Raw genomic sequence first — 23,916 nt, 5'->3', positions numbered from 1 at the left:
GCAGGCTGGAGACGAGGACGAGCCAGCGCGCGAGACCGCCGGGAGGCAGGACGACCGCAGCCAGGACGGACCAGGGACGGCAGCCATGACGAAGCGACAGGACCCGACCACCCCACACCTCTCGCAGGCCCTGTACGACACCGAGGCCCCGGCGGCCGGCCACCCGGCCGCCCCGTACCGCCGCCCCCGGCGCCGTGTGGTCCGCATCGCGGCGGCCACGACGGCCGTGCTGGCCGCGGGCGCGCTGCTGGTCGGCTGCAACAAGGATCCGGAGCCGGCCCCGCACAAGGTCAACGGCGAGCCGGCGCCCGCCGCAGGCGAGTCCGACGGCGGCTCCAAGAGCGGCGGCAAGAGCGGAGGCCGCGACGGCGGCAACACCGGCGGGAACGAAACCGGTGGCAGTGAAACCGGCGGAAGCGGCTCGCAGAGCGCCAACTCGGGAAGCGGAGACTCCTCGTCCGGCAAGAGCAGCTCGGGCAGCAGCAGCGGCTCCGGATCGGACTCCGGTTCCGGCTCCCAGTGCCACACGGCTGACCTGAAAGCCTCGTTCGGCCCCAACCACCCGGGCGCCGGGCAGGAGAACTTCGCGCTCGTACTGACCAACCGGTCCAGCACGACCTGCACCGTGCGCGGCTACCCCGGGCTCGCCTTCATCAACAGCCGCGGCGAGCAGGTCTCCTTCGACCCCCACCGGACGAGTGGCCAGATCCGGACCGTCACGCTCGCGCCCGGCAAGAGCGCCTGGGCGCCGCTGTCGTTCACCAACCCGGAGGTGACCAACGTCACCACGGTCACGCCGAGCGCCGTACGGGTCACCCCGCCCGACGAACGGGCCTCCCTCCGGACGTCCTGGTCCGGTGGGCCGGTCACCAACACGGGCAAGGCGTCCGTCCCCAAGATCGGCCCGCTGGCCCCGGGCACCGGCGGCTGATCCACCCCCACCACACGGGCCACTCGGAACGCTTCCGAGTGGCCCGCAGCCCGCTTACAGGCGAGATTGGGATCGTGCGGGAGAGGGCGGCCAGGAAGAAGACGGCGAACCAGTACAACCACGGACACAGACACGGACACAGACACAGACACGGGCGCGGACGCGGATACAGACACGGAAACGAACGCGAATACGAATACAACTACGAATACGACTACGCGTACGGGGAAACCGGGAGCCGGCTGTGGCGATGGGCGCGGCGGCTTCCCGCCGCGCTGATCATCGTGGGCCTCGTCCTCGAACTGTCGACGCCGCGCGAGGTGACCGTGGCGCCGCTGTTCACCGCCGCTCCGCTGGCCGCCGCGGCGTTCCTGTCCCTCCCCGGCACGATCCTCACCGGAGCCGTCTCTTCCGCGGCGACCATCCTGTTTTCCTTCTTCCACGACAGCGGGGGCGCGATCGAGGCCGAAGCCAGGTCCGTCACCAGCGTGACCGTCTCCGTCCTCGCCGTGGGGGTCAACCATGTGCTGGTCCGCAGCGGCAGCCGGCTCGCCTCGGCGCGTGGGGTCGCCGAGGCGGTGCAGCTCGCCGTACTGCCCAGCCCGCCCTCCCAGGTCGGCGGTCTGGCGGTGGCCACCCGCTACCGGGCGGCGCAGGCCGGTGCCCGGATCGGCGGCGACTTCTACGCGGCGGAGGAGACCCCGCACGGCGTACGGCTGCTGCTCGGCGACGTACGCGGCAAGGGCCTCGACGCGGTGGCGGCCGTGGTGCTCCTGGTCGGGGCGTTCCGCGAGGCCGCCGAGCACGAGGAATCGCTCCTGGGCGTGGCCGCCCGCCTCGAGCGGGCCCTCCAGCGGGAGGCGCGGCGGCAGCCCGGCGCGGCACAGCTGGAGGGCTTCAGTACGGCGGTGCTGGTGGAGGTCCCGAACCCGGCCGCCGCCCACCCCGCAGCCTCCGGCAAGGACCCGCCGCCGGGCCCCGCCTCGGGCGAGGGCACCGCCACGGACAGCACGCTGCTGCGCATCCTCAACCTGGGCCACCCGCCACCCGTCCTCCTCCACCATGGCCAGGCGTCCCTCGTGGAGCCGCAGGTGCCGGCGCTGCCGCTGGGCATGTCCGACCTGGGCGGATGGCCGGGCCAGGTGGACGAGGTCCACTTCCCGCCGGGTGCCCAACTGCTCCTCTACACCGACGGTCTGTCAGAGGCACGCAACGCCGACGGAGTCTTCTACGACCCTGCCGAACGCCTCACCCGCACCTATTTCGCCCACCCCGAGGAGCTGCTGGAGACGGTAGTGATCGACGTCGCGACCCATACGGGCGGCAGGTCGGTCGACGACATGGCGCTGCTCGCCTTCGCCCACGCGCCCCACCGTCCCCCTGCCCCCTGAGTTTCCGCCTCGTGAGGGGCCGTCAGGCCATGGGCGGGCGGCACGCCACGGCACGCCACGCGGTCCGCGGCCACCATCCGGAGGGACCAATTACAAAGAACGGCTTGGAATCACAGCCCCTGTTCTATTACCGTCCGATAACGCAGCACGGTCGTCACTGTCGTCACGGAAGGCGGCACCGTGCGCCGTCGCCGAATCCCGCATACGGGGCACCAGCAGCGCCCAACTGACTGGACCGCACCGTGGGAGCCGGGGAACCACCCCTTCTCGTCCGCCAGACGAGGAGGACGGGGTGAATCGGACGCCCTTGCGCGAGGACGCCCGTAGGAGACCTTCCTGCTCCGAACCCGTCAGCTAACCCGGTAGGCGAGAAGGAAGGAAAGGAGAGCGCCCCCGTGGCGTCCACACCCCAGGGCTTTACCGGTCGAGCGCCCGAGACCGTCGCGTACGACCCATCAGTCGCCCACACCGGCGCCTCCGCTCCCTACGGCGCCGTCGGCTACGACGACACCCGTTACAGCGACACCGGGTACAGCGACACCGGGTACAGCGACACCGGTCACAGAGGCCGCTCCGGCTACGACGACACCGCCGTCGGCGACATTCGCCACGGCTCCGTGCCCGCCCGGTCCGTCACCCCCCGCCTTCCCTCCGGCGCCCCCACCGCCGGCCTTCCCACCGAGCCGCCCGGCGCCGAACCGTGGGACGAGTGGAACCCCACCGAGGAGTCCACCCGCCCACTGCGCGGCAAGCACCGGGTCGCCAAACAGCGGACCGGCGGAGTGGCGCGCGGCGGTGCCGTACTCGGCGTCGGCATGATCGCCGCAGTCGGCGCGGGCGGCATGGCGACCGCCCACGACAAGGACCCGGGCGCGATTTCCGTGCCGGACCTGGACACGGCAGCCGACACCGTACGGAGCATCCCCGACCATCTGCCCGACGCCGAGGACCTGCCCGGCATCGGCTCCCTCATCTCCGACGGTTCGAACGACTCGAACGCCTCCGACGGCTCCGAGGGTTCGGAAGGCGCCGCGGCCACGGACGACTCCGCCGGTAAGGGGAGCGAGGCGGCGGGCAACTCCGACGCCGGCGAGGCCCTGCGCGCCCGCATCCTCGCGCAGGCCGAACAGCGACGCTTCGCCGAGGACTCGAAAGCCCGCGAGGAGGCCGCCAGGGAGGCGGCGAGCGCGGCAGCGGAAGAGGCCGCGAAGCGCGCGGCAGCGGAGCAGAAGGCCGAGGAGAAGGCCAAGGCCGAACGCGCACGCGAGGCCGCCGAGGCGAAGCGGAAGGCGGAGGCCGAGCGAAAGCGCAAGGCGGAGGCCCAACGCCGCGCCGAGCTCGCCCGCAGCTACACGGCGCCGCTCGCCTCCTTCCAGCTCACCGCCGGGTTCGGCCAGGCGGGCGGCATGTGGCAGAACGACCACACCGGCCAGGACTTCGCAGCGCCCAACGGCACCCCTGTCAAGGCCATCCACGGCGGCACCATCAAGGAAGCCGGCTGGGCCGGTTCGTACGGCTACCGCATAGTGCTGAAGCTGGAGGACGGCACCGAGCTCTGGTTCTGCCACCTCTCGTCCATGACCAAGTCGGCCGGCGACAAGGTCGGCACGGGCGACGTCATCGGCCGCGTCGGCTCCACCGGCAACTCCTCGGGCCCGCACCTGCACGTCGAGGTCCGCCCAGGCGGCGGCGACCCGGTGGACCCGCTGCCGTGGCTCCGCGCCAAGGGTGTGGACGTCTAGGTACTGCAGGCAGCACCCAGGGCGATCGATCCGAAGAAGCGGGCCCCGCGACAGACGAGATCACCCGTCCCCGCCCGCTCCAGAGTCACCGGACTCTGGCAGAAAGCCCCGGCGTTCACGCCGGGGATGAATGCGTCTCAAGATTGCTCTGACGTGCACGTTGGAGCGGACGTTCTTGCTGCTCGATGTACTGGCGGACGATCGCCAACGGTGCGCCGCCGCACGATGCGGAGAAGTATGAGGGCGACCACAGATGCCCATGCGTGATGGCGCGGTTGATCCGGCCGGTGAACTCCTGCCGTGTCCGGCGGGCGGAGACGCCCTTGAGGCTGTTGACCAGCTTGGAGACGGCGACCTTGGGCGGGATGGGGCCTCCCCTGCTCGAACGGAGTTGAGAGCTTGGGGAAGCACCAGCAGGTGGACGTGATCGCATGCGCCGTTGAACTCCTTCAGCTCCGCCTCAAAGTCCTCGCAGAGCAAGCGCATGCATCGCCGAAAGAACGTGTCTGCCACGCCTGTAGTCGTTTCGCCCCCCACGGGGCAAATCGCTCGTAGGATCATGCTCATGCAGCTGCGTTACAACTACCGGGCCTACCCGGACGCCGCGCAGCGCCGTGCGCTGGCGCGTGCGTTCGGGTGCGCCCGCGTGGTGTGGAACGACTGTCTGCGCGACCGGAAACAAGCGCACGCGGCGGGGCTGCCGTATGTGACGTCGGCCGAGCTGTCCCGGCTTCGCATCACCCAGGCCAAGCGCACCGAGGAACGCGCATGGCTCGCCGGCGTGTCGGCGGTCGTCCTGCAGCAGTCGCTGCGGGACCTGGATGCCGCCTACAAGAACTTCTTCGACAGCCTCAAAGGCAAGCGGCCCGGCCGCAAGGTGGGCCCTCCCCGCTACAAGTCGAAGAAGGACACCCGGCAGTCGATCCGCCTCAACACCAACGCCTTCACCCTGCAGGACAACGGCACGGTGTATGTGGCCAAGGTCGGCAACCTCAAGGTCACCTGGTCCCGCAGGCTTCCGGCCGCACCCACGTCCCTGACCGTCACCAAGGACAGCTGCGGCCGGTACTTTGTCAGCTTCGTCGTGGACGCCGAGCCGGACATCCTCCCCCAGGCGGAGACCGACGCCGGTCTCGACCTCGGCCTGTTTGCCTTCGCCGTCCTGTCCGACGGCAGGAAGATCGACAGCCCGCGCTTCCTGCGCCGGGCGGAGAAGAAACTGGGGTGTCTTCAGCGGGAGCTGTCCCGTAAGGCCAAGGGATCGAAGAACCGGGCCAAGGCCCGCATCAAGGTCGCACGCCAGCACGCCAAGGTGGCCGACCGGCGCCGGGACTGGCACCACAAGGCATCCACACGCATTATTCGCGACAACCAAGCGGTGTATGTGGAAGACCTCGCGGTGTCCGGCCTCGGTCGCACCCGGCTCGCCAAGTCTGTGCACGACGCGGGATGGTCCGCGTTCGTCGGCATGCTGGAGTACAAGGCGGTCAAGCACGGCCGCACCTTCGCCAAGGTGGACCGTGCCTTCCCGCCCTCTCAGGTCTGCTCGGCCTGCGGATTCCGGGACGGCCCCAAGCCCCTGCACGTCCGGGAGTGGACGTGCGGCGCATGCGGCACGGTGCACGACCGCGACCACAACGCAGCCCGCAACGTCCTGTTCGAAGGACGCCGAATCGTCGCCGCCGGACGAGCGGAGACACCAAACGCCTGTGGAGCGTCGGTAAGACGGGCACCCGTGCCCGCACAGCGCGGTGAAGCAGGAAGCCTCCGGAAGGGTTACACGACCCGGGCCGGAATCCCTGGACTTTAGGCCAGGGAGCACGTCAAGGTCGCGGCATGCAGATGAATGCCGACAACAAGATCGGACAGCTGTCCGTCTCACCGCTCGTGCTGGGCGGCAACGTCTTCGGCTGGACGGCCGACACGCCCACGTCCTTCGCCGTGCTCGACGCCTACACCGCCGGCGGCGGCAACGCCATCGACACGGCCGACGCGTACTCGGCCTGGGTGGAGGGCAACAAGGGCGGCGAGTCCGAGACGGTCATCGGCGAATGGCTCGCCGCGCGCGGCTCGTCCGTACGGGACAACGTCGTCATCGCCACCAAGGTCGCCCGCCACCCCGACCACATGGGCCTCGCCCCTGCCACCATCAAGGCCGCCTGCGAGGACTCGCTGCGCAGGCTGCAGACGGACCGCATCGACCTCTACTACACGCACTTCGACGACGAGTCCGTGCCGGTCTCCGACATCATCGGCGCACTCGACGACCTCGTCAGAGAGGGCAAGGTCCGCGAGATCGCCGCGTCGAACATCTCGCCGTCCCGCCTCGCCGAGTCGCTGGCGTTCAGCGACCAGGAGGGCCTGGCCCGGTACGTCGCGCTGCAGCCGCACTACAACCTCGTCTCGCGAAACACCTACGAGGGAGAGCCGGCGGCACTGGCCCAGCGCGAGTCCCTCGCCGTGCTGCCGTACTACGCGCTGGCTTCCGGCTTTCTGACCGGCAAGTACCGTCCGGGCGAGGCCGCGCCCGAGGGGGCACGTACCGGCAAGGCGGCCCAGTACCTCGCCACCGAGCGCGGCCAGCGGGTCCTCGCGGCGCTGACCACCGTGGCCAACGCGCACCAGGTCTCCGAGGCCACCGTCGCCCTCGCCTGGCTCGCCGCCCAGCCGACCGTCACGGCTCCCATCGCCAGCGCCCGCACGGTCGACCAACTCCCGGCCCTGATGGCCTTCGCCGACCTACGCCTCACCAACGACGAACTCCGCCTCCTGACGGACGCCTCGGCGTAACCCTCCCAGGGCCCACCGGCCGGGTCGGGGTTTCACCCCCGGCCCGGCTGCCCGTACACCCGCTCGACCCCGATCCGCACCACGAGCCGCCGCTGCGCCACCATGGCCTCCCGGTACTCCTCCCAGTCCGGGTGCTCACCCCGGATCGCCCGATAGACCTCGATCAGCTCCTCGACGGTCGCATCCCGCGGATCCCCCGCCACAGGCGTCAACTCCGCCATCCCGTCCACCACCGTCCACGCCCACCCATCCGCACTGGTCACGTGATAACTGGCCCGCGGATCCCGCCTCAGATTTCGCGCCTTGGCACGATCAGCGGTAACGGAGACCCGGAGCAGGCGTTTCTGGGCGTCGAAAGCGTGGTTGACGTTCGACAACTGCGGCCTCCCATCCCGCCGCAACGTCACCAACACCCCCCGGTCGTACTCGGTCAACAACTCGAGCAGCGCGTCCTCGGCCCGCTCGGCATTCTGCTCAGCGCCGCCTGCGTCACTGGTGCCGGTCATGAGGATCCTCCTGGAGTGTTCTGCCTTCAGGGACTGGCAATCCAATGCTCCATGACGCAGCTTGAGGACGTGCTCATCCGGGGTACACCGCGCATCACTTCCGGTGAGCCCCGCCCGGCCGATACCTCCAAGGCCGGGTGGGGCTCACAAGGTGCGGGCTCTTCCTCTCACCGTGACCAGCCAATGACTGAGAATTGCTCACTGTCCAGATGAGGACGAGTTCACCTGGCCATCCTCGTCAGGCTGCCCTTCGAGAATCTCGGGAATACGTCCTCCACGGCTGTCCGCAACCCTGATTGCATCGACAAGGCACTCCGAGAGCCGGAGACCGGCATACCGGAGTTCACCGTGCGGCGACAGAGGATTGTGCAGAATTGGAAGAGCTGCCTTGACGATTTCTCGCGCCATGTTCAGCTGTACGGCCTCTATGTCGTCAGCTACCCGAGAAATGATGCCGTCACCATCCGAGCTTAAATAGCACGGCTTTCCGTCTTCCTCCCACGGCAGTAGACGGAGCGGCGGGTCCGTTGATGCGCCCGTCCGACCTCGGGGTCGCTGCTTTTCGTTTTCCGTTCTTCGCTCCACTGAAGCCCCTTCCTGTTCCCAGATGGGACGAGCGTAGAAGGGAGGTAGGCGCCCATGCGACGTACAAAGAAGAGCAGTTCCGTGTCCGAAGAGCGCCAGTTGCTACGTTCCGTGGTAGCTACCCTGTGACGCCGAGGTAAGCGGCCATGCTGCGCATATCTTGGGTGAGAGTGCGCTTACGCGTCTTGAGCAGATCCCCCATGACGTACCGTGCCATCGGTTGGTGCGTTATCCACGCCCCAGAGGTGCGACGCAGTTGCAGCAACTCGTCCATTGCATCTTGATGCGATCCGAGGGTGAGATGGGCGCGCGCAACGTCTAGACGGTGACGACCCCAATTGGGTGCAGTCGGCTTGCCGAAGTTGCGCACGGCCTTCGCGCCCAACAGCCCATCGTCCGCACGCCGAAGCACCCCGCGGGCGTCGCCAAGGACGGAGAGGTCCTCCACTGCCTTTACTTCGGCCGTCACAGGGCCGAAGCCACCCCAGTGATTCGGGAAGGTCGAGTCCTCGGTGCTCAGCGCGCTGGCTGCTGTTGCCGCCATCCGCCGGGCTTCCTGGGCGAGGTCGGGCCGGTTGTTGCGAACGGACGCTGCTGCGACTCGCAACCAGAGCTCGCCCCACACTGCCAATCGCGCCGGCGAAGCCTCAGACATTCGGGGTTCGATCTCGTCAGCAGTCAGAGCTGCGAGCTTTTCGCTTTCATCGAACCGGTCTTGCCTCAGCAGCAGCCAGCACAGCCCTACAACGCCCGTGGCCGCGGTGAGAATTTGACCCGTCTCCCGAGCAAGTCGGATCGCTTCACTGAGGGCGAGATACGCCATGTCATACTGCCTCACCTGAGTGAGGTATTTTCCTGCCAGCAGAAGAGCGTGACAACGCGCGATCACTGCTCGTTGTTCTTCCTCCCCTTCCAGGGAAGAAATCGCTGCATCAGAATCTCGCAAAAGCGCCGGAAGTAGCTTCGCTACGGCTCCGTACTGATCTGCCCAGTAGAGGGCATGACCCTCCCGGACCTTCCTGTGGATAGCTGACACTTCCGCAGGTTCGGCGGGCTCAGCCAGCGGTGCGGCAATGCCGACAGCAGGCATCAACGCTTTTCGTAGCTCGGCGAGGTAGCGGCGGTTTGCCTCATCTTGAGGGCCCAGTACGGACTTCGGCGCTTCAGTCGCGAACAGAGCAGAAGTGGATACACCAAGCGCGCGGGCGAGCGAGTGCAACGTCTCCACCCGCGCATCTCCACCTTGCTCCAACTTACGAACGACGCCCACAGACAGCTCTGCCTCATGGGCGAGCTGCTCCTGACTCAGTCCGGCCGCGCGGCGGTGCTTCCTGATGTTGTCTGCCAAGCCTGTGGACATGAGATCACCGTCCCCTCACCTCCCAGCGTATGCCCTGCCGGGCACCACCAATCAGCCAAAGCCCCCAATACGTAGCCGAGTTGCAGGCCACCGCACCGCAGCGCTCTCAGAGGTGACCAGAGCCATCGCACGCCCACCCCTGAGTGGATCACCCGTGCTCTCGGAGACCGAAGCAGGCAGGCGCAGGGAAGCCATAGGCTGGCAGACATGAGTGAGTGTGTCGCCAAGCGTGTAGTCGTGGCAGGGGCAGTGATTGACGGGGGCCGGTTTCTTGCTGCGCGTCGGACGGCCCCGCCGGAGTTTGCGGGTCGGTGGGAGTTGCCTGGCGGGAAGGTTGAGCCAGGAGAGTCAGCCCAAGAGGCTCTGGTACGGGAGTTGCGGGAAGAGCTTGGAGTCGAGGTCGAGGCTCTGGGCCGTCTCCCGGGTGAGTGGGAGCTCAAGTCGGACCTTGTCTTGCACGCCTGGTGGGCGCCTCTACTCAAGGGCGAGCCTCAGCCCTTGCAGGATCATGATGAACTGCGTTGGCTCGCCCCTGAGCAGGCATTTGACGTGGATTGGCTGGAGCAAGACCTACCGTTCGTGGAAGAGGTAGTGCGCCGTTTGGACCGAACGACGTGACTCCAGACCGCTGAGGTGCCGTTTTCCTATGTGTGCGTAGGGGAGTAGGACAAGATTTCTCCCGGCACATCATGTTGCAGTTTCCAGTTGATCTGCATGGGCTTCTCCCCGGCGTGACTCACATATTCAGCCGGTCCCAGGAATGTAAACGGGGCCGCGCCAACCTCGTTGTTAATGTACTTTCGGACGAACAGGAACACGTCTGATCCGGACTCTTTATGAGTCTGGTAGCGAATCCCGCTCTTCGTGTGCGGGGCGGTGTCCTTCTGCGACTCCCAGTGGAAAAGTCGAGCATCGATCGCGTAGTCGTTGTAGCGGGTGTCTTCTGTGAAGTCTTTTTCTTTCTTCACCAAGGTAACGAACAAGATGTCAACGTTGGCTTCTTGGCACCACTCAACACCAGACTGGGATTGCGAGGGCCAGGGGCCAGTAAAGGCTGTCTGCCCAATTGCCGTGAGCACTTCCGCCCTCGTGTAGGTAGAGTGCACTCGGAGGGGCAGTTGGTCACGGGGCGGATCCAGACAGATAGGTGAGTGCTCGATACGCCTCTTGCCGTACTCTAGAATCTCACGCGCTTCTGCTCGAACGAAGGGCTGGCCTGCGAGGTGATCGAGCGCCTCTTGATACGAGGAGAATCCCGAATCCCGTGATCCCGCATCCCACAGATTGAGGATCAGCATTCGAGCGTAAAGCTGCTGGGTCGCCGAGAGCTCATCGTAGCGAGGCGCATCCAGGCTCAAGAGAGAGTGGTAGGCGTCAGCGCGCTCGGGGTCGTCTACATGGAGAAGCTTTGCCATGCGCCTCAGTAGCTTTTCCTCGCCCTCCGGCGCAGGCTCAGTGAGGAGCTTGGCATCCCGTCGTGCCTTCGTCCACGAGTTGCCGTTGCGGTAGATATCGGCGATATCTCGCATGCTACTTTCGAGATACTGGGCGATGGATTCTGGCTGATCCTTCTTCACCTCCTTGACGATTTGCGGGAAGTTAAGCCGCGCTTTGATATTACTGATGATCAAGTCTTTGGACTTGCGATCTAGGATGATCTCGCATCCGTCAGGGAGCCCATAAGAGTCGTTTTCGATTCCCTTAATGAGTCGGCCCTTGCGAAGTCCAGTCACTGCGGCAAGACGCGCCTCGAAGTCATAATTGCGCCCATGATGCCCGACGAAATCAAGAACAGTGAGGAACTCCTTCTGAGGCTGACGGCGTAGACCCCTCCCAAATTGCTGAAGGTAGACGGTAACGCTTTCAGTCGGTCGAAGGAAGAGCAGTGTATCGACGTCTGGGATGTCCAACCCTTCATTGAACAGGTTGACAGCGAAGAGCGCTTGGATTGTTCCATTGCGCAGGCCGGCAAATGCTGACTCTCGTTCAGCTGAGGGTGTGCTTCCATCGAGCGCTTTAGCGTTTAGACCCTGCTGCTGGAAGTAGTCCGCCATGAAGCGAGCATGCTCCACGGAGACGCAGAATCCGAGTGCTCGCATCGACGTGGGATCAACGAGTTTATCGTAGACCTCCGTATAGACCAGTCGTGCGTGTTCGTCTGTCGCCAGGAGTACCTGCGTCAACTCTTTGCTGTCGTAGCCGCTTCCTCGCCAGCGTAGGTGCTCAAATTGCGCGGAGTCGTCAGCGATTCCGTAATAGTGAAACGGGCTGAGGAGGTTGCTGTCGAGCGCTTCCCAGAGGCGCATTTCAGCTGCAATACGACCTTTGAAATACAGGTCATGTACGTTTTCACCGTCGTGCCGTTCTGGCGTTGCAGTGAGTCCTAGCAGTATGCGCTCTTCCGAATGAAAGCGCTCGATCACCTTCTTGTAGGTGTTGGCCGCCGAGTGGTGGAACTCATCGATGACGAGAACGTCAAAGTACGCGGGCTCGAAGGACTCTAGAAATCTCGCGTTGCTGAAGGATTGAATACTGGCGAAGACATGCTCTCGCTCGACGGCCTTGTGGCCATCTACGTGAAGCTCTCCAAACGTGCTGTCGCCGAGGATTTTTCGGTAGGTCGCGAGCGATTGCTCAAGGATTTCCTTCGTGTGTGCCACGAAGAGTAGCCGAGGTTTTTCTTCCTTCTTCTTGCATAGCGACTTGTAGTCAAGTGCGGCCATGACTGTTTTTCCTGTGCCTGTTGGGGCTACAAGCAGGGCACCTGTCTTTTTGTGTACCTCACGTTCTGCCTTGAGCCGCTCAAGCATGTCCATCTGGTGTGGCAGCGGCGCCATACTCTCTGAGGGCGTCTGCGTCTTTCCGATAGGAATCCACTTGCGCTTTTGGATTGCAGCCGAAAGGCGATCCCCATCGGTGTCTGGATCGTAGGTTTCGAACGTTCCCGACTCCCAATACTCTGCGAAAGTATCCCTGAAGGTGTCGAGAACCCCCGGGGCCGAGGCAGGAGAAACCCTCACATTCCATTCGAGCCCGGTGCTAAGCGCGGATTTTGACAGGTTCGAGCTTCCGATATACGCGGTATGGAAGCCAGTCTTGCGATGAAAGAGCCACGCCTTCGCGTGTACGTGAGAGCCTGAGGATTCGTAGTTGATGCGAACCTCCGCCCCGAAATCACGAACCAGTCGATCGATGGCTTTCGGGTCGGTTGCCCCCATGTAGGTTGTGGTGAGAATGCGAAGCGGGATACCACGTTCCTTGGCGGCACGCAGTGCGGGCCTAATGTGGAAAACGCCTGGCCACTTGATGAAAGAGCAGAGGAGATCAATGGCGTCGGCTGAGAGGATCTCGTTTCGCAGCTCTTCGCCCAATGTCATGGCATCTTGCCGGTTGGTGATGAGCGTCGCTTCTGCCATGGGGGTGCTGGGACGTGGGATAGGGAAGCCATCAGGCTCCGCACTGAGCGCGAGCAACTGTCGAGGGTGGGCTTCGGTGAGCAGTCCCTCAGGAGGCGCGTCGTCGTTGAGACGCTTCAGCAGGAGGTTGCTGTAGAGGACTCGCTCAAGGGATGAGAGCTCAGCGAACTTCTTCTCTATCGTGTCGGCGATATGCCTCGCCAGTATGCGCGGTGCCGTTCCCGAAGTAACTGGTGCTACCTCCGCTGCCCACCCCTTGTCTCGCAAGTTCTCCAGCCGAGCCTCGAGTTGCTCGGTGATCAACTGTTCATAGAGACCTGCGATCGGCTGGTCCTGGCTATGCGAGTCGGACATGTCCCCCCTCTGGGCCGCGCGTTCTGCTGAACTTTGTACCAGCGGGGTACGACAAGGGGGTCTGATTGCGTCAACCCGAAGGTGACGCTGCCAGTAGCTCGTAAGGGTGCACGCAACCCAGCAGGGGGACCTGCTAGTTGATAGCTCTCACCGCGGTGGCGGATACCCCACCCACCGCGGCCCCACCGGCCGGCTCAAGGCCAGCGCCGCGCTCGTGGTCGGGGGGCCCGAGAGGGGGCGGTTGGTCCAGAGGTGTTGGAGGAGTTCGTGCTCGCGGGTGGCGAAGTCGGGGGCGGTGGCGCCGTTGTCGGCGCGGGCGCGGAGGAGGGCGAGGGCGGTGGCGTCGTGCTGGTAGGTGGCGACGGTGCGGGCTGCCTCCGGGCCGTGGCTGCGGCGGGCCATCGCGCGGGCCATGGAGCGCGCCCGCATCGAGGAGAGGGACCACGGCTCCGGCTCGCTGAACCACCCCGCGGCGGCGTACGCGGGCAGCGTCTCCCGCACCACGCGCAGCTCGTACAGGCGTGACCAGATGGCCAGCCAGGTCAGCGCGCCGAACACCGGGATCATGAACAGGCCGTACACCGCCAGGAAGGTGTAGTTGGCGAAGGACGCCGAGCCGTTCCATATCGCGTGCAGCAGCACCGCGGTGAACCAGCCCAGCAGCGGCAGCGCCCAGCGCAGGGTGCGCCGCCGCCGTGGCAGGGCTGCGACCATGCCGAAGGCTATGCCCGTCATCGACGTGAACAGCGGGTGCGCGAAGGGCGCGAAGATGATCCGGATGAGGAATGTTCCGGCGGTCGCCGAGCGCGTGAAGCTGTCCGGGGCCAGTGCCGTGTCCTCCCCGTATGCGGTGCCCAGATAGAGGATGTTCTCCGTGAACGCGAAGCCGGCGGCGGTGATGCCCGCCGCGGCTATGCCGGAGACGACGCTGTCGAGGTGCCGGCGGCGGAAGAGGAAGAGCAGCAGGATCGCGCCCGCCTTGGTCGTCTCCTCGACAACGGGGGCGACGACGATGGCACCCACCGTGTCCGCCTGGTCCGGGGAGTCGACCACGACGGAGGAGGCCAGCCAGTCGGTGGCGAAGCCGTTGGCGAGGATCGCCACCAGCGTCGCAGCGCACGCGCCCCACGCGAAGGCGAACAGGTGGGTACGCCACGGCGCCGGCAGCGGCGCGCTCAGCCAGCGGAACGCGGTCAGCAGCAGCGGTACCGGAAAGAGTGCCAGCCCGAATCCGACCAGCAGGCCCTGCGTACCGGTCTGTTCGCGTACCAGCGCCAGGATCATCAGCCCGCACAGGGCGAGCAGCACGATCACCGCGGTGGCGCGCAGCGTGCGCTGGTTCCGCTGCCACCAGGACGGCACCGGATGCGCGGGCATGGCGTATCCGGAGCCATCCTGCCCGGTCTGCTCCATGGGGGACGGGTTGGCGGGGTACGGCGCCCGGTACGCCCCTTGGTCCGACGGCGCGGCCATCTCCGGGTAGCGCGGGCCTGCAGAGGGGACGGCACCGGGCCCGGGTGGCGCTGGGGGCGCGTACGGAGCCGGACCCGCCGGCGCGTACGGCGACGGATTCGCGGGTGCGTACGGGTCCGGCACGGCGTACGGGTTGGCGGGCGCCGGGTCGTGCCCGGTCACCGGCTGAGGCGGTGACGCAGGCGCGGGCGTACCGCCGGGAACCGGCTGCGTACCCTCCTGGAGCCACGGACCGGCTCGCTCCGCTTCCGGGACCCGGTCCTGAGGGCTCTCCGGGCGGCCAGGACGTGCGGGCGGCGGTACGGGCGCGGGGCCGTGGGAAGGCCCGGGCGTCCTGGGGTTCGGTGGCGCGCCGGGGGCGCCGGTTGCCTCGTCATGCACCCATCGACAGTAACCAGTGTGGGTGACGTACGCGGCGGCACCGCCACAACCTCGGCCCGGGAGCCGAAGCGCCTCGGCCATCGGGGACGGCGCGACCTCAGCGGCGCCGGAAGAGCAGGTCCCGCACCTTGTGCCCCTTGTCCAGCCCCTGCCCCTCGAACCGGGTCAGCGGACGGTTCTGTGGGCGGGGCGCGAAACCGCCGTCCTGCTGGGTGTTCTCGTACTCCGGGTGCGCGCTGAGCACTTCGAGCATCTGCTCCGCGTAGTCCTCCCAGTCCGTGGCGCAGTGCACGAGCGCGCCCGGCCGCAGCGGCCCGGCCGCCAGGTCCAGGAACTCGGGCTGGAGCAGCCGCCGCTTGTGGTGGCGGGCCTTCGGCCACGGGTCGGGGAAGTAGATCCGCAGTCCGGAGAGCGAGTCGGGGGCGAGCATCTCGCGCAGCAGGATGATCGCGTCGCCGTTGCCCACCCGTACGTTGGCCAGGCCCTGCTCGTCGGCGAGGCGCAGCAGGTTGCCCTGGCCCGGGGTGTGGACGTCCACGGCCAGTACGCCGGTGGCCGGGTCGGCGGCGGCCATCCGCGCCGTGGCCTCGCCCATCCCGAAGCCGATCTCCAGCACGACGGGCAGCTCCGGATCGCCGAAGAGCTCGCCGAGGTCCAGCTTCCGCAGCCCGTCCACGTCGAACCCCCAGCGCGGCCACAGCCGCTCCAGCGCCATGCGCTGGCCCTTGGTGACCCGGCTGCGACGGGGCTGGAAGCTGCGGATACGCCGCTCGTGGTGCGACCCGGCAGGGTCGGGCGAGGGCCCGGCCCCGGGCGGGAACATCCGCGCCATCGTCCGCGGCGCCGGCACGCCGCCGTCGCCACCGGCATCGCGGGCGGAGTCGCCACCGGCGTCGCGGGTGGACTGGTCGTTCTGAGGGAAGTCTTTGCTTTCGGACACGATGGTTCAATTTTACGGGGACGTGGCCGGCCGCGGCCAAGGCGTCCAGGGCGCCGCTCAGCCCTCTCCCAGCACCCCGGCCACCCGCCGCGCGATCTCCCTCCCGATGGGCAGGGACGCGGTCGCCGCCGGCGAGGGTGCGTTGAGGACATGGATGGTGTGCGGGCCCTCGGCGAAGAGGAAGTCGTCGACGAGCGTCCCGTCCCGCAGCACCGCCTGGGCCCGTACCCCGGCGGGCGCGGGGCGCAGGTCCGCCGTCGTCACCTCGGGCAGCAGACGCCGTACGGCGGCGGCGAACGCCGGGCGGGAGAGCGAGCGCCGCACCTCGCCGGCTCCGTAGCGCCAGTGGCGGCGGGCTATCCGCCAGGTGCCGGGGTGGGTCAGCAGCCCGGCCAGCTCGGCGGGGTGTACGGCCGGCCACGCGTAGCCCTCCCGGGCCAGCGCCGGCACGGCGTTCGGGCCGACATGCACGCCGCCGTGCACGCCGCGGGTCAGATGGACGCCGAGGAAGGGGAACGCCGGGTCGGGTACGGGGTAGACGAGCCCCCGCACCAGATGTTCCCGCTCGGGCGCCAGCTCCGCGTACTCGCCGCGGAACGGAAAAATGCGGGCCTGCGGGGCATCTCCGGCAAGTCGGGCGATGCTGTCGCAGTGCAGCCCGGCGCAGTTGACCAGGGCGCGCGCCCGCACCACCGCCCCGTCCGCCGTCCGGACGGCGACCCCGCGGCCCGGGCGGCGGTCGATCGCGGTGACCTGGCCGGCGGCGCCGTACCGCACCTCGGCGCCCGCGTCCTGCGCCAGCTGCGCGAGTCGGCCGGCGACGGCGGCGAAGTCGGCGACACCCGTCGTCCCCACGTGGATGGCCGCGAGTCCCTGTACGTACGGCTCGTGCTCCGCGATCTGCGCCGGGCCCAGCTCACGTACCGGGATGCCGTGCTGTCTGCCGCGCTGGATGAGGGCGTGCAGCCGGGGCAGCTCCTGGTGCTCGGTGGCGACGATCAGCTTGCCGGTGACCTGGTGCGGAATGCTGTACTCCGCGCAGAACTTCACCATCTCGGCCGCGCCCTTGAGCGCGAACCTGGCCTTGAGGGAGCCGGGTGGGTAGTAGATGCCGCTGTGGATCACGCCGCTGTTCCGCCCGGTCTGATGCCGTGCGGGGCCTGGCTCCTTCTCCAGGACGGTGACCCGGGTGCCGGGCGCCCGGCGGGTGAGGGCATGGGCTGTGGACAGGCCGACGATGCCCGCGCCGATCACGAGCACGTCGCAGTCGAGTCTTCCGGACGTCGAGGACACGTCCCCCATCATGAACTGCTTCCGCCTCCCCGACTCAGTTGCCTCCCCGCCTCACGCCCCTTCCCAGCCTGCACCTTTTCCACTCACGCCGGAGCCTGGTGCCCCCTCGGCCCCGGAGAGCCGCGAGCCCTCACGCCGGAGCCACCAGCAGCGGCCGGGCGCGTTCGCGCAGCTCGGCGACGCGCGGCTCGTCCCCGTACGGCTCCAGGCGATGCAGCAGATCACGGACGTACTCCGTGGTGCGCGCGGAGGAGATGCGCCCCGCGACCTCCACGGCACGCACCCCGGCCGCGCAGGCCGCGTCCAGGTTCCCCGACTCCAGTTCGGCGACGGCGGAGACGACCAGCCGCAGCCCGTGCGAGCGGACGAACTCCTCCTTCGGCTGGGAGAGCGCCTTCTCGGTGAACCTGCGCACTTGGCGCGGCGCCTTGAGATCGCGATAGCACTCGGCGGCGTCGGCCGCGAGCCGGTCGTAGGAGTAGAAGTCGAGCCAGGAGGGGTCGGCGTCGCCCTCCCGGGAGCGCTCCAGCCAGCTCTCGGCGGCGGACAGCGCGGCGGCGCACGCCTGCGCGTCGTTCGCCTTGGCGTGGGCGCGGGCCTCGACGAGCTGGAAGAAGCTCATCGTTCTGGCGGTGGCCAGCCCACGGTTGCGCTCCAGCGCCGCCTGCGCCAGGTCGACGCCCTCGTCGGCGAAGCCGCGGTAGGTGGCCTGCAGCGACATGGAGGCCAGGACATAGCCGCCCAAAGGCACATCGGCGGCGGCGCGGGCGAGCCGCAGCGCCTGGATGTAGTAGCGCTGCGCTGCCTCCTGCTGGCCGGTGTCGAACGCCATCCATCCGGCGAGCCGGGTCAGTTCGGCGGTCGCGCCGAAGAGGGAGCGCCCGACCTCGTCGGTGTAGGCGCCCAGCAGCAGCGGTGCGGCATCCACCCGCAGACACTCGGGGACCATGGACGAACGCCAGTCCCCGCCGCCGTACTTCGAGTCCCAGCGACGGGCCTCGTCAGCGGCCTCGCGCAGCTTGGAGACGTCGGTGTGGCCGACGCGCAGCGGGGTGCCGCCCCCCTCCGGGTCTCCGTCCCGTCCGTCCCGTCCGTCGCGCAGCCGCCCTTCGGCGAGGGCATCGAGCCCGCCGTTCGCCGCGGCGTCCGCTGCGGTCCCGTCGCCGGACGGGTGCGACCCCTCCAGATACTCGACATGGCGGGCGACCGAGCTGTCCGCCGGGGTTATGAGCCAGCGCGATGCCGGGGTGGCGTACGCGCTGACGGCGAACGAGCCGGCGAGGGACTGCCAGATGCTGCCGCCGCCGCGCCGCCCCGCCAGATCGAGGCGGTAGAGGTCGGTGGCCGACTTGACGGCGGCGCCGACGTCGCGGGGGAAGGCCAGCCCGACCTCGGGGGTCGGATCGGCGTCCGCGAGACCGATCTCGTGCAGTGGCACCGGACGGCCGAGCTTGCTGCCGATGGCAGCCGCGATGAGGTGGGGCGCCGCTCCTTGCGGCACCATCCCCTTCGACACCCAGCGGGCCACCGACGTCTTGTCGTACCGAAGAGTGAGGCCGCGTTGGGCCCCCAGATCGTTGACCCGTCGGGCCAGTCCGGCGTTGCTGATTCCTGCGAGGGCGAGGACGGTGCCGAGCTTCTCATTCGGCCCGCGTGACTCCCTGGACATGCGCACCCCTGACCACACCGACGACCGCCCCGCGGCTCTGGCGCGGGGCCCCCTCCCGTCACTGCGCACTGCGCGGCGCGGAAAGCACTGCGAACACAGCGTAGTTCGCCGCATCCCGACCGTTAAGAGGCGTCATGCCGGATGGCGAGATCTATGTCCGTACGCGTGTACGTGCGGGGGTCACGTGCCACTCCCATACTGCCCCGCGCGCAGCGGCCGGAATCGTGCGCGCCGTACACGGGACGTACGACTTCTGCGGCGCGGGTCGCTGTGCCCCGGGTGTGTGGCCGTGCGCCCACTCATGCGCCTGCCGGACCCGAAGGAGGGAGGGGTTCGATGGGAGTCGCGTGGGTCGGCCCGCTGCAAAGGATCAGTGGGCTGGGGGACACCGCCGTCTCATTCCCCGCGGGCGGCGGTCCGGGCCGGGAGGTGCGCAACGCCCTCCCGGCCCGGCAACGGGACGGGGCCGGCACGAGGTTGAAGGCGCGGTTCCGCCCGCCGGGTGAGCCACGCGGAGGCGGCGTCGCAGACGCCCCGCGTCAAGTCCGCGCCGAGCCCGTACCGAGCCTGCACCGAGCCCTCGCCCAGAAGCGCGGAAGGGCCGCGGCACCGGGGCGGACGTGGCCTTTCCGTCAGTAACAGCACGAGTCCGGAGCCGGGTACGGAGACGGGTGCCAAGGCGGGTGCGGAGATCGTTCGGGCACCCTTCTCACAGGCGTCTCGCGGCCGACGGCGCTCCGCCGGAACGCACAGGGCCGGCACGGCACTTGTCCCCGCTTCAGGTGTCACCGTCCCCATGCCGCCCCGCTCCCTCGCCCGGGATGCGGGGCCGCAGCGCCGCCTCGGCTCCGGCCGTGCGGTCGGCGCCCGGACGCGGTCACGTCCGGAACACGGCTTGCCGAGTGCCCCCTCCCATGCTTCTGTGCCCCGCGCGTGCGACGGGCCCACGCGACCGCGCACACGGCCCCGGGCGGATCGTGCCCGGCTGTCGCACTCGCCCGGTTGCCTTCAATACGCCGTCCGTTCGCTGTTGCGTCGGGAGGGGGCAAGACCGCTGTCACGGGGGTGCGGCGGCCGTCCATATTTGGCCGAATGACATCGGTCGCGTGTGCGGTGCCGGGTGCGGACGCCAGTGGTATATGCCGCGGACGATCCGGCAACTCGGCGCCCCTTCAGCGGTCCCGCAGCGATCTGGCTGCCGTCCCGCAGCGGTCCCGCAGCGGTCCTTCTGGGGCGCTCGGCGGTGCGAGAAGGGCGGCGTAACGAGCTGAGGTATGCGCCCCTTACACGCCTCCTGTGCGCCACTCTCGTGGCACCATAGCCGCAACGGCAGCGGTTTCCGGGGCGGCAGGCACCCGCAGCACCGGGCGCCGGCCTCGGGGGTGGCAGACAGCGGCGGAGTGACGCGAAGGCAGGCGGCGATGCGTTGGTTGGTGGGGTGGAGCAGCGCCGCGGCAACGCCCGACCGCCGTCGCGGATCCACCCGCAGCACCGCCGACTCACCTCACCCGGCCACCGGTTCCGCCGACCCCCACGCCGACCGTGATTCCGGTGGGTCGTACAACCCCCGTGACCCGTACGACTCCTACGGCCCGTACGGATACGCCCAGCACACCGCGCACATCCCCGACGGAAGCGACGGAGTCCTGCAGCCCGTCGGCGCACAGGTGTTGTGGGGCGGCCCCGATCCGCTGTGGGCCGTCGGCGACTGGCGGCCCGACGAGATCCGGGTCGTCGAGGCCCAACCGGGCCACCGGATCGCGGTGTTCGGCTGCTGCGGCGCCAGTGACGACGAGCTGCGCCTCGGCCTGGTGGCCGCGCGTGGCGGAGCCTTCCGTCATCTGACCGCGTGGCCCGGCAGCTACACCGCGGTCGCCTGTGTGGGGCGCCGGATCACCATCGCCGCCGACCTCGCGGGCGCCCGCCCCGTCTTCCACGTTCCCTGGGCCGGCGGCACCGCCTATGCGACGGCCGCGCTGCCGCTCGCCGACCTCACCGAGGCCGAACTGGACTTCGGGCACCTGGCCGCGCTGCTGGCCTGCCCCGACGCGCCCGAGGCGCTGGGCGAGGGCACCCCCTACCGCGGAGTGCGGCGGGTGCCGCCGGGGCACGCGCTGATCGTCCGGGACGGCGGCAGCCGGGAGATCGCCGGTTACGAGTCGTCCGCCTCGCTCGTCGTCGGCGCCCCGCCCGCCGACCCGGAGGCGGCGGTCGCGGGTGTACGGGACGCGCTCGTGGACGCCGTACGGGCCCGGCTCACCGCGCCCCGCCACGCGGCCGAACATGACGTCGGCGTACGCGAGGTACGCGATGTGCGCGCCGAACGCGATCCGGGGCCTGTGCCCGGCATGGGCCCCGCCGACCGGCAGCGGGCGCGTGGCGGTCCGGCGCCGGGCGTCGGCGCCGACCTGTCCGGCGGGCCGGCTTCGGGTACTCTCGCGCTGCTCGCCGCCGGGCTGCCCGGCACGCCGGGCACCGTCTTCGGCTCCGGCGCGGCGAGCGCGGGCGAGCGGCTGCTGGCGGTGACGTTCAACGACCTCACGCTGAGCAGCGCCGCGCACCCCGAGGGGACCCCGGGAAGCGTACCCACCGGTCGGTACGACTCCGCGGGTGTCGCCGGTCACCTGGCCGAACTGGAGCGCGCGCACGCCATCGCGGAGAACCCGCGGCTGCGCCATGTCGTGGTGACCGGCAGCGAGGAGACGCTGCCCTACGCGGACCTGGAGAACGGCCCCCTCACCGACGAGCCCGGCCCCTCCCTGGTGACCGCGGAACGCCACCGGCACCGCCTCGGCGCGGGCAGCTCCGACCACTTTCTCGGCTCCGGCGCCCGCCAAGTCATCGACGCGCACCCCGCCCGCCTGGCCGATCTGCTGCTGGACCGGCGCCGCCGCCATCTGGTGCGGCCCGTCGCCGCGTTGGCCCGCGCCGAGGGAGAGTCCGGCGGCCAGCTCGTGGGCCGCTCGCTGCTGGTGCCCGTCACCGTCTACCGGGCAGCGCGCAGGCTGGCGCGTACGCCCTACCGCGACGGGGTGGTGGAGGCGGCGGCGCAGCTGCGCGACAGTTCGTTCACGGCTGCCGCATTCGCGCCGTATCCGGAGGGCGGCGACAGCGCGGTGGACGCCTCGGTCGCCGCGCTCACTTGGTGTCGGCCAGGACCGGCCGCGCGCTGGCTGACGGGAGAGGCGCTGGCGGAGGTCTCGCTGCGGCTGGAGGCCGCCGCACAGGCCCGCCCCTCCATCGAGCGGCCCGGCGAACGGCGGTCCAGAGCCGCGCTCGCCCGCGCCGCGGCGGACCACCGGGTACTCGAACAGGCTGCGGAGATCCGCAACCAGAGGTTGCACGCCCCGTTTTTCGACAACCAGGTTGTCCGTGCGGCGGGGGAGCTGCCTGAAGCGCTGCGCGTACGTCCAGGGGCGCGCGCCTCCATACTGCGTGCCGCCCTCGCCGGTGCCGGCGTGCACGAACTGCCGCCCGGCTGGGGCGCCCCCACCCACGCCACCCACCATGCCGCGCTGCGGGCGGGAGTGCGGCTGGCCGCCGAGCAACTGCTGGAGCTTTTCCGGGCGCCGCTGCTCGCGGAGGCCGGGCTGGTGGAGGCGCGTGTCGTACGCCAGGCCATCCAGCGGGTCGCCAGGGGAGAGCAGCTGCCCGTCGAGGGCATCGCCGACCTGGTCTCGATGGAGCTGTGGCTGAGCCGTCTGCTGGCGCGGCGCGGCACTTGCTGGATCGGTTCGGGGGCGCCGCGCCACCGGGCCGCGGCTGCGGGCGTCCATCCGGACGCCCGCTACGAACGGATCCTCCCGCCTGCTGCGGGGTGATCTGTGCTGCTGGGGAGGGGGTGCCCCTGGCGGTGCCTTGCAGGCTGCGGGTTCGTCTTGGCTGGTCGCGCAGTTCCCCGCGCCCCTTCGGGGCGCGTCTTCCTTCCCCCCAGCTGCGCTTGGGCAGTCTGCTCCCCCAAGCTCTTCGAGCAGGGGGTACCCCCAGGGTGCAGGGTGTGCAAGCGCAGCCCCCATGCCGCTAAAAAGCACGTCGTGGTGTCAGCCGACCCGGGGACAATGGGGCCGTGCGGTATCTGATCCTGGGGGCGAGTGAGGCCCGCGACGAGGCTGGACGGCCCCTCCCGCTGGGTGGCCAGCGGCTGCGCGCGCTGTTCGCCGCCCTCGCGCTGCGCTCCCGCAACCGCGCCCCCACCTCTCCGGACACACTGATCGACGAGGTGTGGGCGGACGCGGAACCCGCCGCGCGGCCGGAGAAGGCGCAGGCCGCGCTGCAGGCGCTGGTGGGCAGGCTGCGCCGGACCCTCGGCAAGGGCGCCGTCGAATCGCTGCCCGGCGGCTACCGGCTGCGGGTCGACCCGGAGCGGGACGAGGTCGATCTGATCCGCTTCGAACGCCTGGCGGCGGAGGGCGAGCGCGCCCTGGAGGCCGGGGACGCCGAACGGGCCGCCGACCTGCTCCGCGAGGGCCTCGCCCTCTGGCGCGGCCCCGCTCTCGCCGACCTGCCCGACCGTACCCGCGTCGCCGCCCGCGCCGAAGCGCTCCGGCACACCGCGCTGCAGTGCCGCCTCACGGCCGACCTCGCCCTCGGCCGTGCGGCGCGGGTGCTGCCGGAGCTGCGCGAACTGGCGCCCGAACACCCGCTCGACGAACCGCTGCAGACGCTGTATCTGCGCGCCCTGCACGAGAGCGGCCGTACGGCGGAAGCGCTGGCCGGCTACGAGTCCGTACGCCGCGGCATAGCGGCCCGCCTGGGCGCCGACCCGGGCCCCGAACTGCGCGCCCTGCACGCCGAGCTGCTGGCCGCGGGCGTACCGGCAGCTGCGCCCGCACCCGCGAACGGCGCGGGCGTGCCGAGCCCCGGCGGCGCGGGCGTGCCGAGCTCAGGCGCCGCGGGCGTGCCGAGCTCCGGCGCCGCGCCCGATGTGTCCGGCACGGTGACCGCGGACGCCCGCCCCGCACCTGGGCCCTCTCCGGGTGAGCGCTCCGCCCGCGGGACTTCCGGAGCCGCGGATTCCGCTGGGTCCCCCGTGTCCGCCGCATCGACCGCCTCCCTCGCATCACACCCGTCCCCCGCATCACACCC

Annotated in this window: 15 protein-coding genes, 1 pseudogene and 1 riboswitch; of the genes and pseudogenes, 8 read left to right on the top strand and 8 right to left on the bottom strand. The window is 69.3% G+C overall.

Annotation, left to right across the window (positions count from 1 at the left end; all coding sequences use genetic code 11):
- Nucleotides 1-85: 85 nt before the first annotated feature.
- From ITI46_RS10925 to ITI46_RS10915, 3 genes are all read left to right on the top strand, one after another.
- Nucleotides 86-931 (top strand): DUF4232 domain-containing protein, encoded by an 846-nt coding sequence (locus ITI46_RS10925; protein ID WP_209239269.1) that lies wholly within the window; start codon nucleotides 86-88, stop codon nucleotides 929-931.
- A gap of 74 nt (nucleotides 932-1,005) precedes the next feature.
- Nucleotides 1,006-2,322, top strand: coding sequence for a PP2C family protein-serine/threonine phosphatase (locus ITI46_RS10920; RefSeq protein ID WP_307808127.1), 1,317 nt, complete (start codon nucleotides 1,006-1,008; stop codon nucleotides 2,320-2,322).
- Nucleotides 2,323-2,531: 209 nt separating this feature from the next.
- Nucleotides 2,532-2,705: riboswitch (cyclic di-AMP (ydaO/yuaA leader) on the top strand.
- 12 nt (nucleotides 2,706-2,717) lie between these two features.
- Nucleotides 2,718-4,064 (top strand): M23 family metallopeptidase, encoded by a 1,347-nt coding sequence (locus ITI46_RS10915; RefSeq protein ID WP_209239268.1) that lies wholly within the window; start codon nucleotides 2,718-2,720, stop codon nucleotides 4,062-4,064.
- A gap of 115 nt (nucleotides 4,065-4,179) precedes the next feature.
- Here the strand turns inward: ITI46_RS10915 and tnpA are convergent.
- Nucleotides 4,180-4,580, bottom strand: a pseudogene (gene tnpA, locus ITI46_RS10910) (IS200/IS605 family transposase); the annotation flags it as partial.
- A 49-nt stretch (nucleotides 4,581-4,629) separates the two neighbouring features.
- Here tnpA and ITI46_RS10905 point away from each other — a divergent pair.
- Nucleotides 4,630-5,874, top strand: coding sequence for an RNA-guided endonuclease InsQ/TnpB family protein (locus tag ITI46_RS10905; protein ID WP_209239267.1), 1,245 nt, complete (start codon nucleotides 4,630-4,632; stop codon nucleotides 5,872-5,874).
- Nucleotides 5,875-5,906: 32 nt separating this feature from the next.
- Nucleotides 5,907-6,854 carry an aldo/keto reductase gene (locus tag ITI46_RS10900; RefSeq protein WP_209239284.1) on the top strand — a complete coding sequence of 316 codons (948 nt, stop codon included), beginning with the start codon at nucleotides 5,907-5,909 and terminating at the stop codon, nucleotides 6,852-6,854.
- A gap of 32 nt (nucleotides 6,855-6,886) precedes the next feature.
- Here ITI46_RS10900 and ITI46_RS10895 read toward each other — a convergent pair whose 3' ends face one another.
- Complete coding sequence (locus tag ITI46_RS10895; protein WP_209239266.1) at nucleotides 6,887-7,360, bottom strand: PPOX class F420-dependent oxidoreductase; 474 nt, start codon at nucleotides 7,358-7,360, stop codon at nucleotides 6,887-6,889.
- A gap of 703 nt (nucleotides 7,361-8,063) precedes the next feature.
- The gene (locus tag ITI46_RS10890) at nucleotides 8,064-9,305 is read right to left on the bottom strand and encodes a helix-turn-helix domain-containing protein (RefSeq protein ID WP_209239265.1); all 1,242 of its coding nucleotides are present in this window, start codon (nucleotides 9,303-9,305) and stop codon (nucleotides 8,064-8,066) included.
- A 207-nt stretch (nucleotides 9,306-9,512) separates the two neighbouring features.
- Between ITI46_RS10890 and ITI46_RS10885 the strand changes: the two genes are divergently transcribed.
- Nucleotides 9,513-9,923, top strand: coding sequence for a (deoxy)nucleoside triphosphate pyrophosphohydrolase (locus ITI46_RS10885; RefSeq protein WP_209239264.1), 411 nt, complete (start codon nucleotides 9,513-9,515; stop codon nucleotides 9,921-9,923).
- 26 nt (nucleotides 9,924-9,949) lie between these two features.
- Here the strand turns inward: ITI46_RS10885 and ITI46_RS10880 are convergent, their stop codons facing one another.
- The 5 genes from ITI46_RS10880 to ITI46_RS10860 all read right to left on the bottom strand — a co-directional run bounded on the left by ITI46_RS10880 (nucleotide 9,950) and on the right by ITI46_RS10860 (nucleotide 18,831).
- Nucleotides 9,950-13,075, bottom strand: coding sequence for a DEAD/DEAH box helicase (locus ITI46_RS10880; RefSeq protein ID WP_209239263.1), 3,126 nt, complete (start codon nucleotides 13,073-13,075; stop codon nucleotides 9,950-9,952).
- A gap of 147 nt (nucleotides 13,076-13,222) precedes the next feature.
- Entirely contained in the window at nucleotides 13,223-14,548 is a 1,326-nt protein-coding gene (locus ITI46_RS10875; protein ID WP_209239283.1) for a PrsW family glutamic-type intramembrane protease, read from the bottom strand.
- Nucleotides 14,549-15,026: 478 nt separating this feature from the next.
- The gene (trmB, locus tag ITI46_RS10870) at nucleotides 15,027-15,869 is read right to left on the bottom strand and encodes a tRNA (guanosine(46)-N7)-methyltransferase TrmB (RefSeq protein WP_209239262.1); all 843 of its coding nucleotides are present in this window, start codon (nucleotides 15,867-15,869) and stop codon (nucleotides 15,027-15,029) included.
- Between the two features lie 57 nt (nucleotides 15,870-15,926).
- Nucleotides 15,927-17,171 (bottom strand): L-2-hydroxyglutarate dehydrogenase, encoded by a 1,245-nt coding sequence (lhgD, locus tag ITI46_RS10865; protein ID WP_372451901.1) that lies wholly within the window; start codon nucleotides 17,169-17,171, stop codon nucleotides 15,927-15,929.
- Between the two features lie 121 nt (nucleotides 17,172-17,292).
- Entirely contained in the window at nucleotides 17,293-18,831 is a 1,539-nt protein-coding gene (locus tag ITI46_RS10860) for an NsdA family TPR-like regulatory protein (protein ID WP_209239260.1), read from the bottom strand.
- A 1,421-nt stretch (nucleotides 18,832-20,252) separates the two neighbouring features.
- On the opposite strand from ITI46_RS10860, the gene ITI46_RS10855 reads away from it, so the two are divergent.
- Together ITI46_RS10855 and ITI46_RS10850 are read left to right on the top strand one after the other, a co-directional pair.
- The gene (locus ITI46_RS10855) at nucleotides 20,253-22,652 is read left to right on the top strand and encodes an asparagine synthase-related protein (protein WP_209239259.1); all 2,400 of its coding nucleotides are present in this window, start codon (nucleotides 20,253-20,255) and stop codon (nucleotides 22,650-22,652) included.
- A 245-nt stretch (nucleotides 22,653-22,897) separates the two neighbouring features.
- A partial coding sequence (locus ITI46_RS10850; protein ID WP_307808126.1) for an AfsR/SARP family transcriptional regulator occupies nucleotides 22,898-23,916 on the top strand: 1,019 nt, incomplete at its 3' end.

Origin of the sequence: Streptomyces oryzae (genome assembly GCF_017676365.1) — a bacterium.
In the GTDB taxonomy this organism is placed as follows: Bacteria; Actinomycetota; Actinomycetes; order Streptomycetales; family Streptomycetaceae; genus Streptomyces; species Streptomyces oryzae.
This window is presented reverse-complemented; position numbering and strand designations above follow the sequence as displayed.

Excerpts from the sequence above, each read along its gene's own strand:
- ITI46_RS10925 (WP_209239269.1), top strand. The coding sequence starts at position 86 with ATGACGAAGCGACAGGACCCGACCACCCCACACCTCTCGCAGGCCCTG.
- ITI46_RS10905 (WP_209239267.1), top strand. The coding sequence starts at position 4,630 with ATGCAGCTGCGTTACAACTACCGGGCCTACCCGGACGCCGCGCAGCGC.
- ITI46_RS10900 (WP_209239284.1), top strand. The coding sequence starts at position 5,907 with ATGAATGCCGACAACAAGATCGGACAGCTGTCCGTCTCACCGCTCGTG.
- ITI46_RS10895 (WP_209239266.1), bottom strand. The coding sequence starts at position 7,360 with ATGACCGGCACCAGTGACGCAGGCGGCGCTGAGCAGAATGCCGAGCGG.
- ITI46_RS10890 (WP_209239265.1), bottom strand. The coding sequence starts at position 9,305 with ATGTCCACAGGCTTGGCAGACAACATCAGGAAGCACCGCCGCGCGGCC.
- ITI46_RS10885 (WP_209239264.1), top strand. The coding sequence starts at position 9,513 with ATGAGTGAGTGTGTCGCCAAGCGTGTAGTCGTGGCAGGGGCAGTGATT.
- ITI46_RS10880 (WP_209239263.1), bottom strand. The coding sequence starts at position 13,075 with ATGTCCGACTCGCATAGCCAGGACCAGCCGATCGCAGGTCTCTATGAA.
- ITI46_RS10875 (WP_209239283.1), bottom strand. The coding sequence starts at position 14,548 with ATGGCCGCGCCGTCGGACCAAGGGGCGTACCGGGCGCCGTACCCCGCC.
- lhgD (WP_372451901.1), bottom strand. The coding sequence starts at position 17,171 with ATGGGGGACGTGTCCTCGACGTCCGGAAGACTCGACTGCGACGTGCTC.
- ITI46_RS10860 (WP_209239260.1), bottom strand. The coding sequence starts at position 18,831 with ATGTCCAGGGAGTCACGCGGGCCGAATGAGAAGCTCGGCACCGTCCTC.
- ITI46_RS10855 (WP_209239259.1), top strand. The coding sequence starts at position 20,253 with ATGCGTTGGTTGGTGGGGTGGAGCAGCGCCGCGGCAACGCCCGACCGC.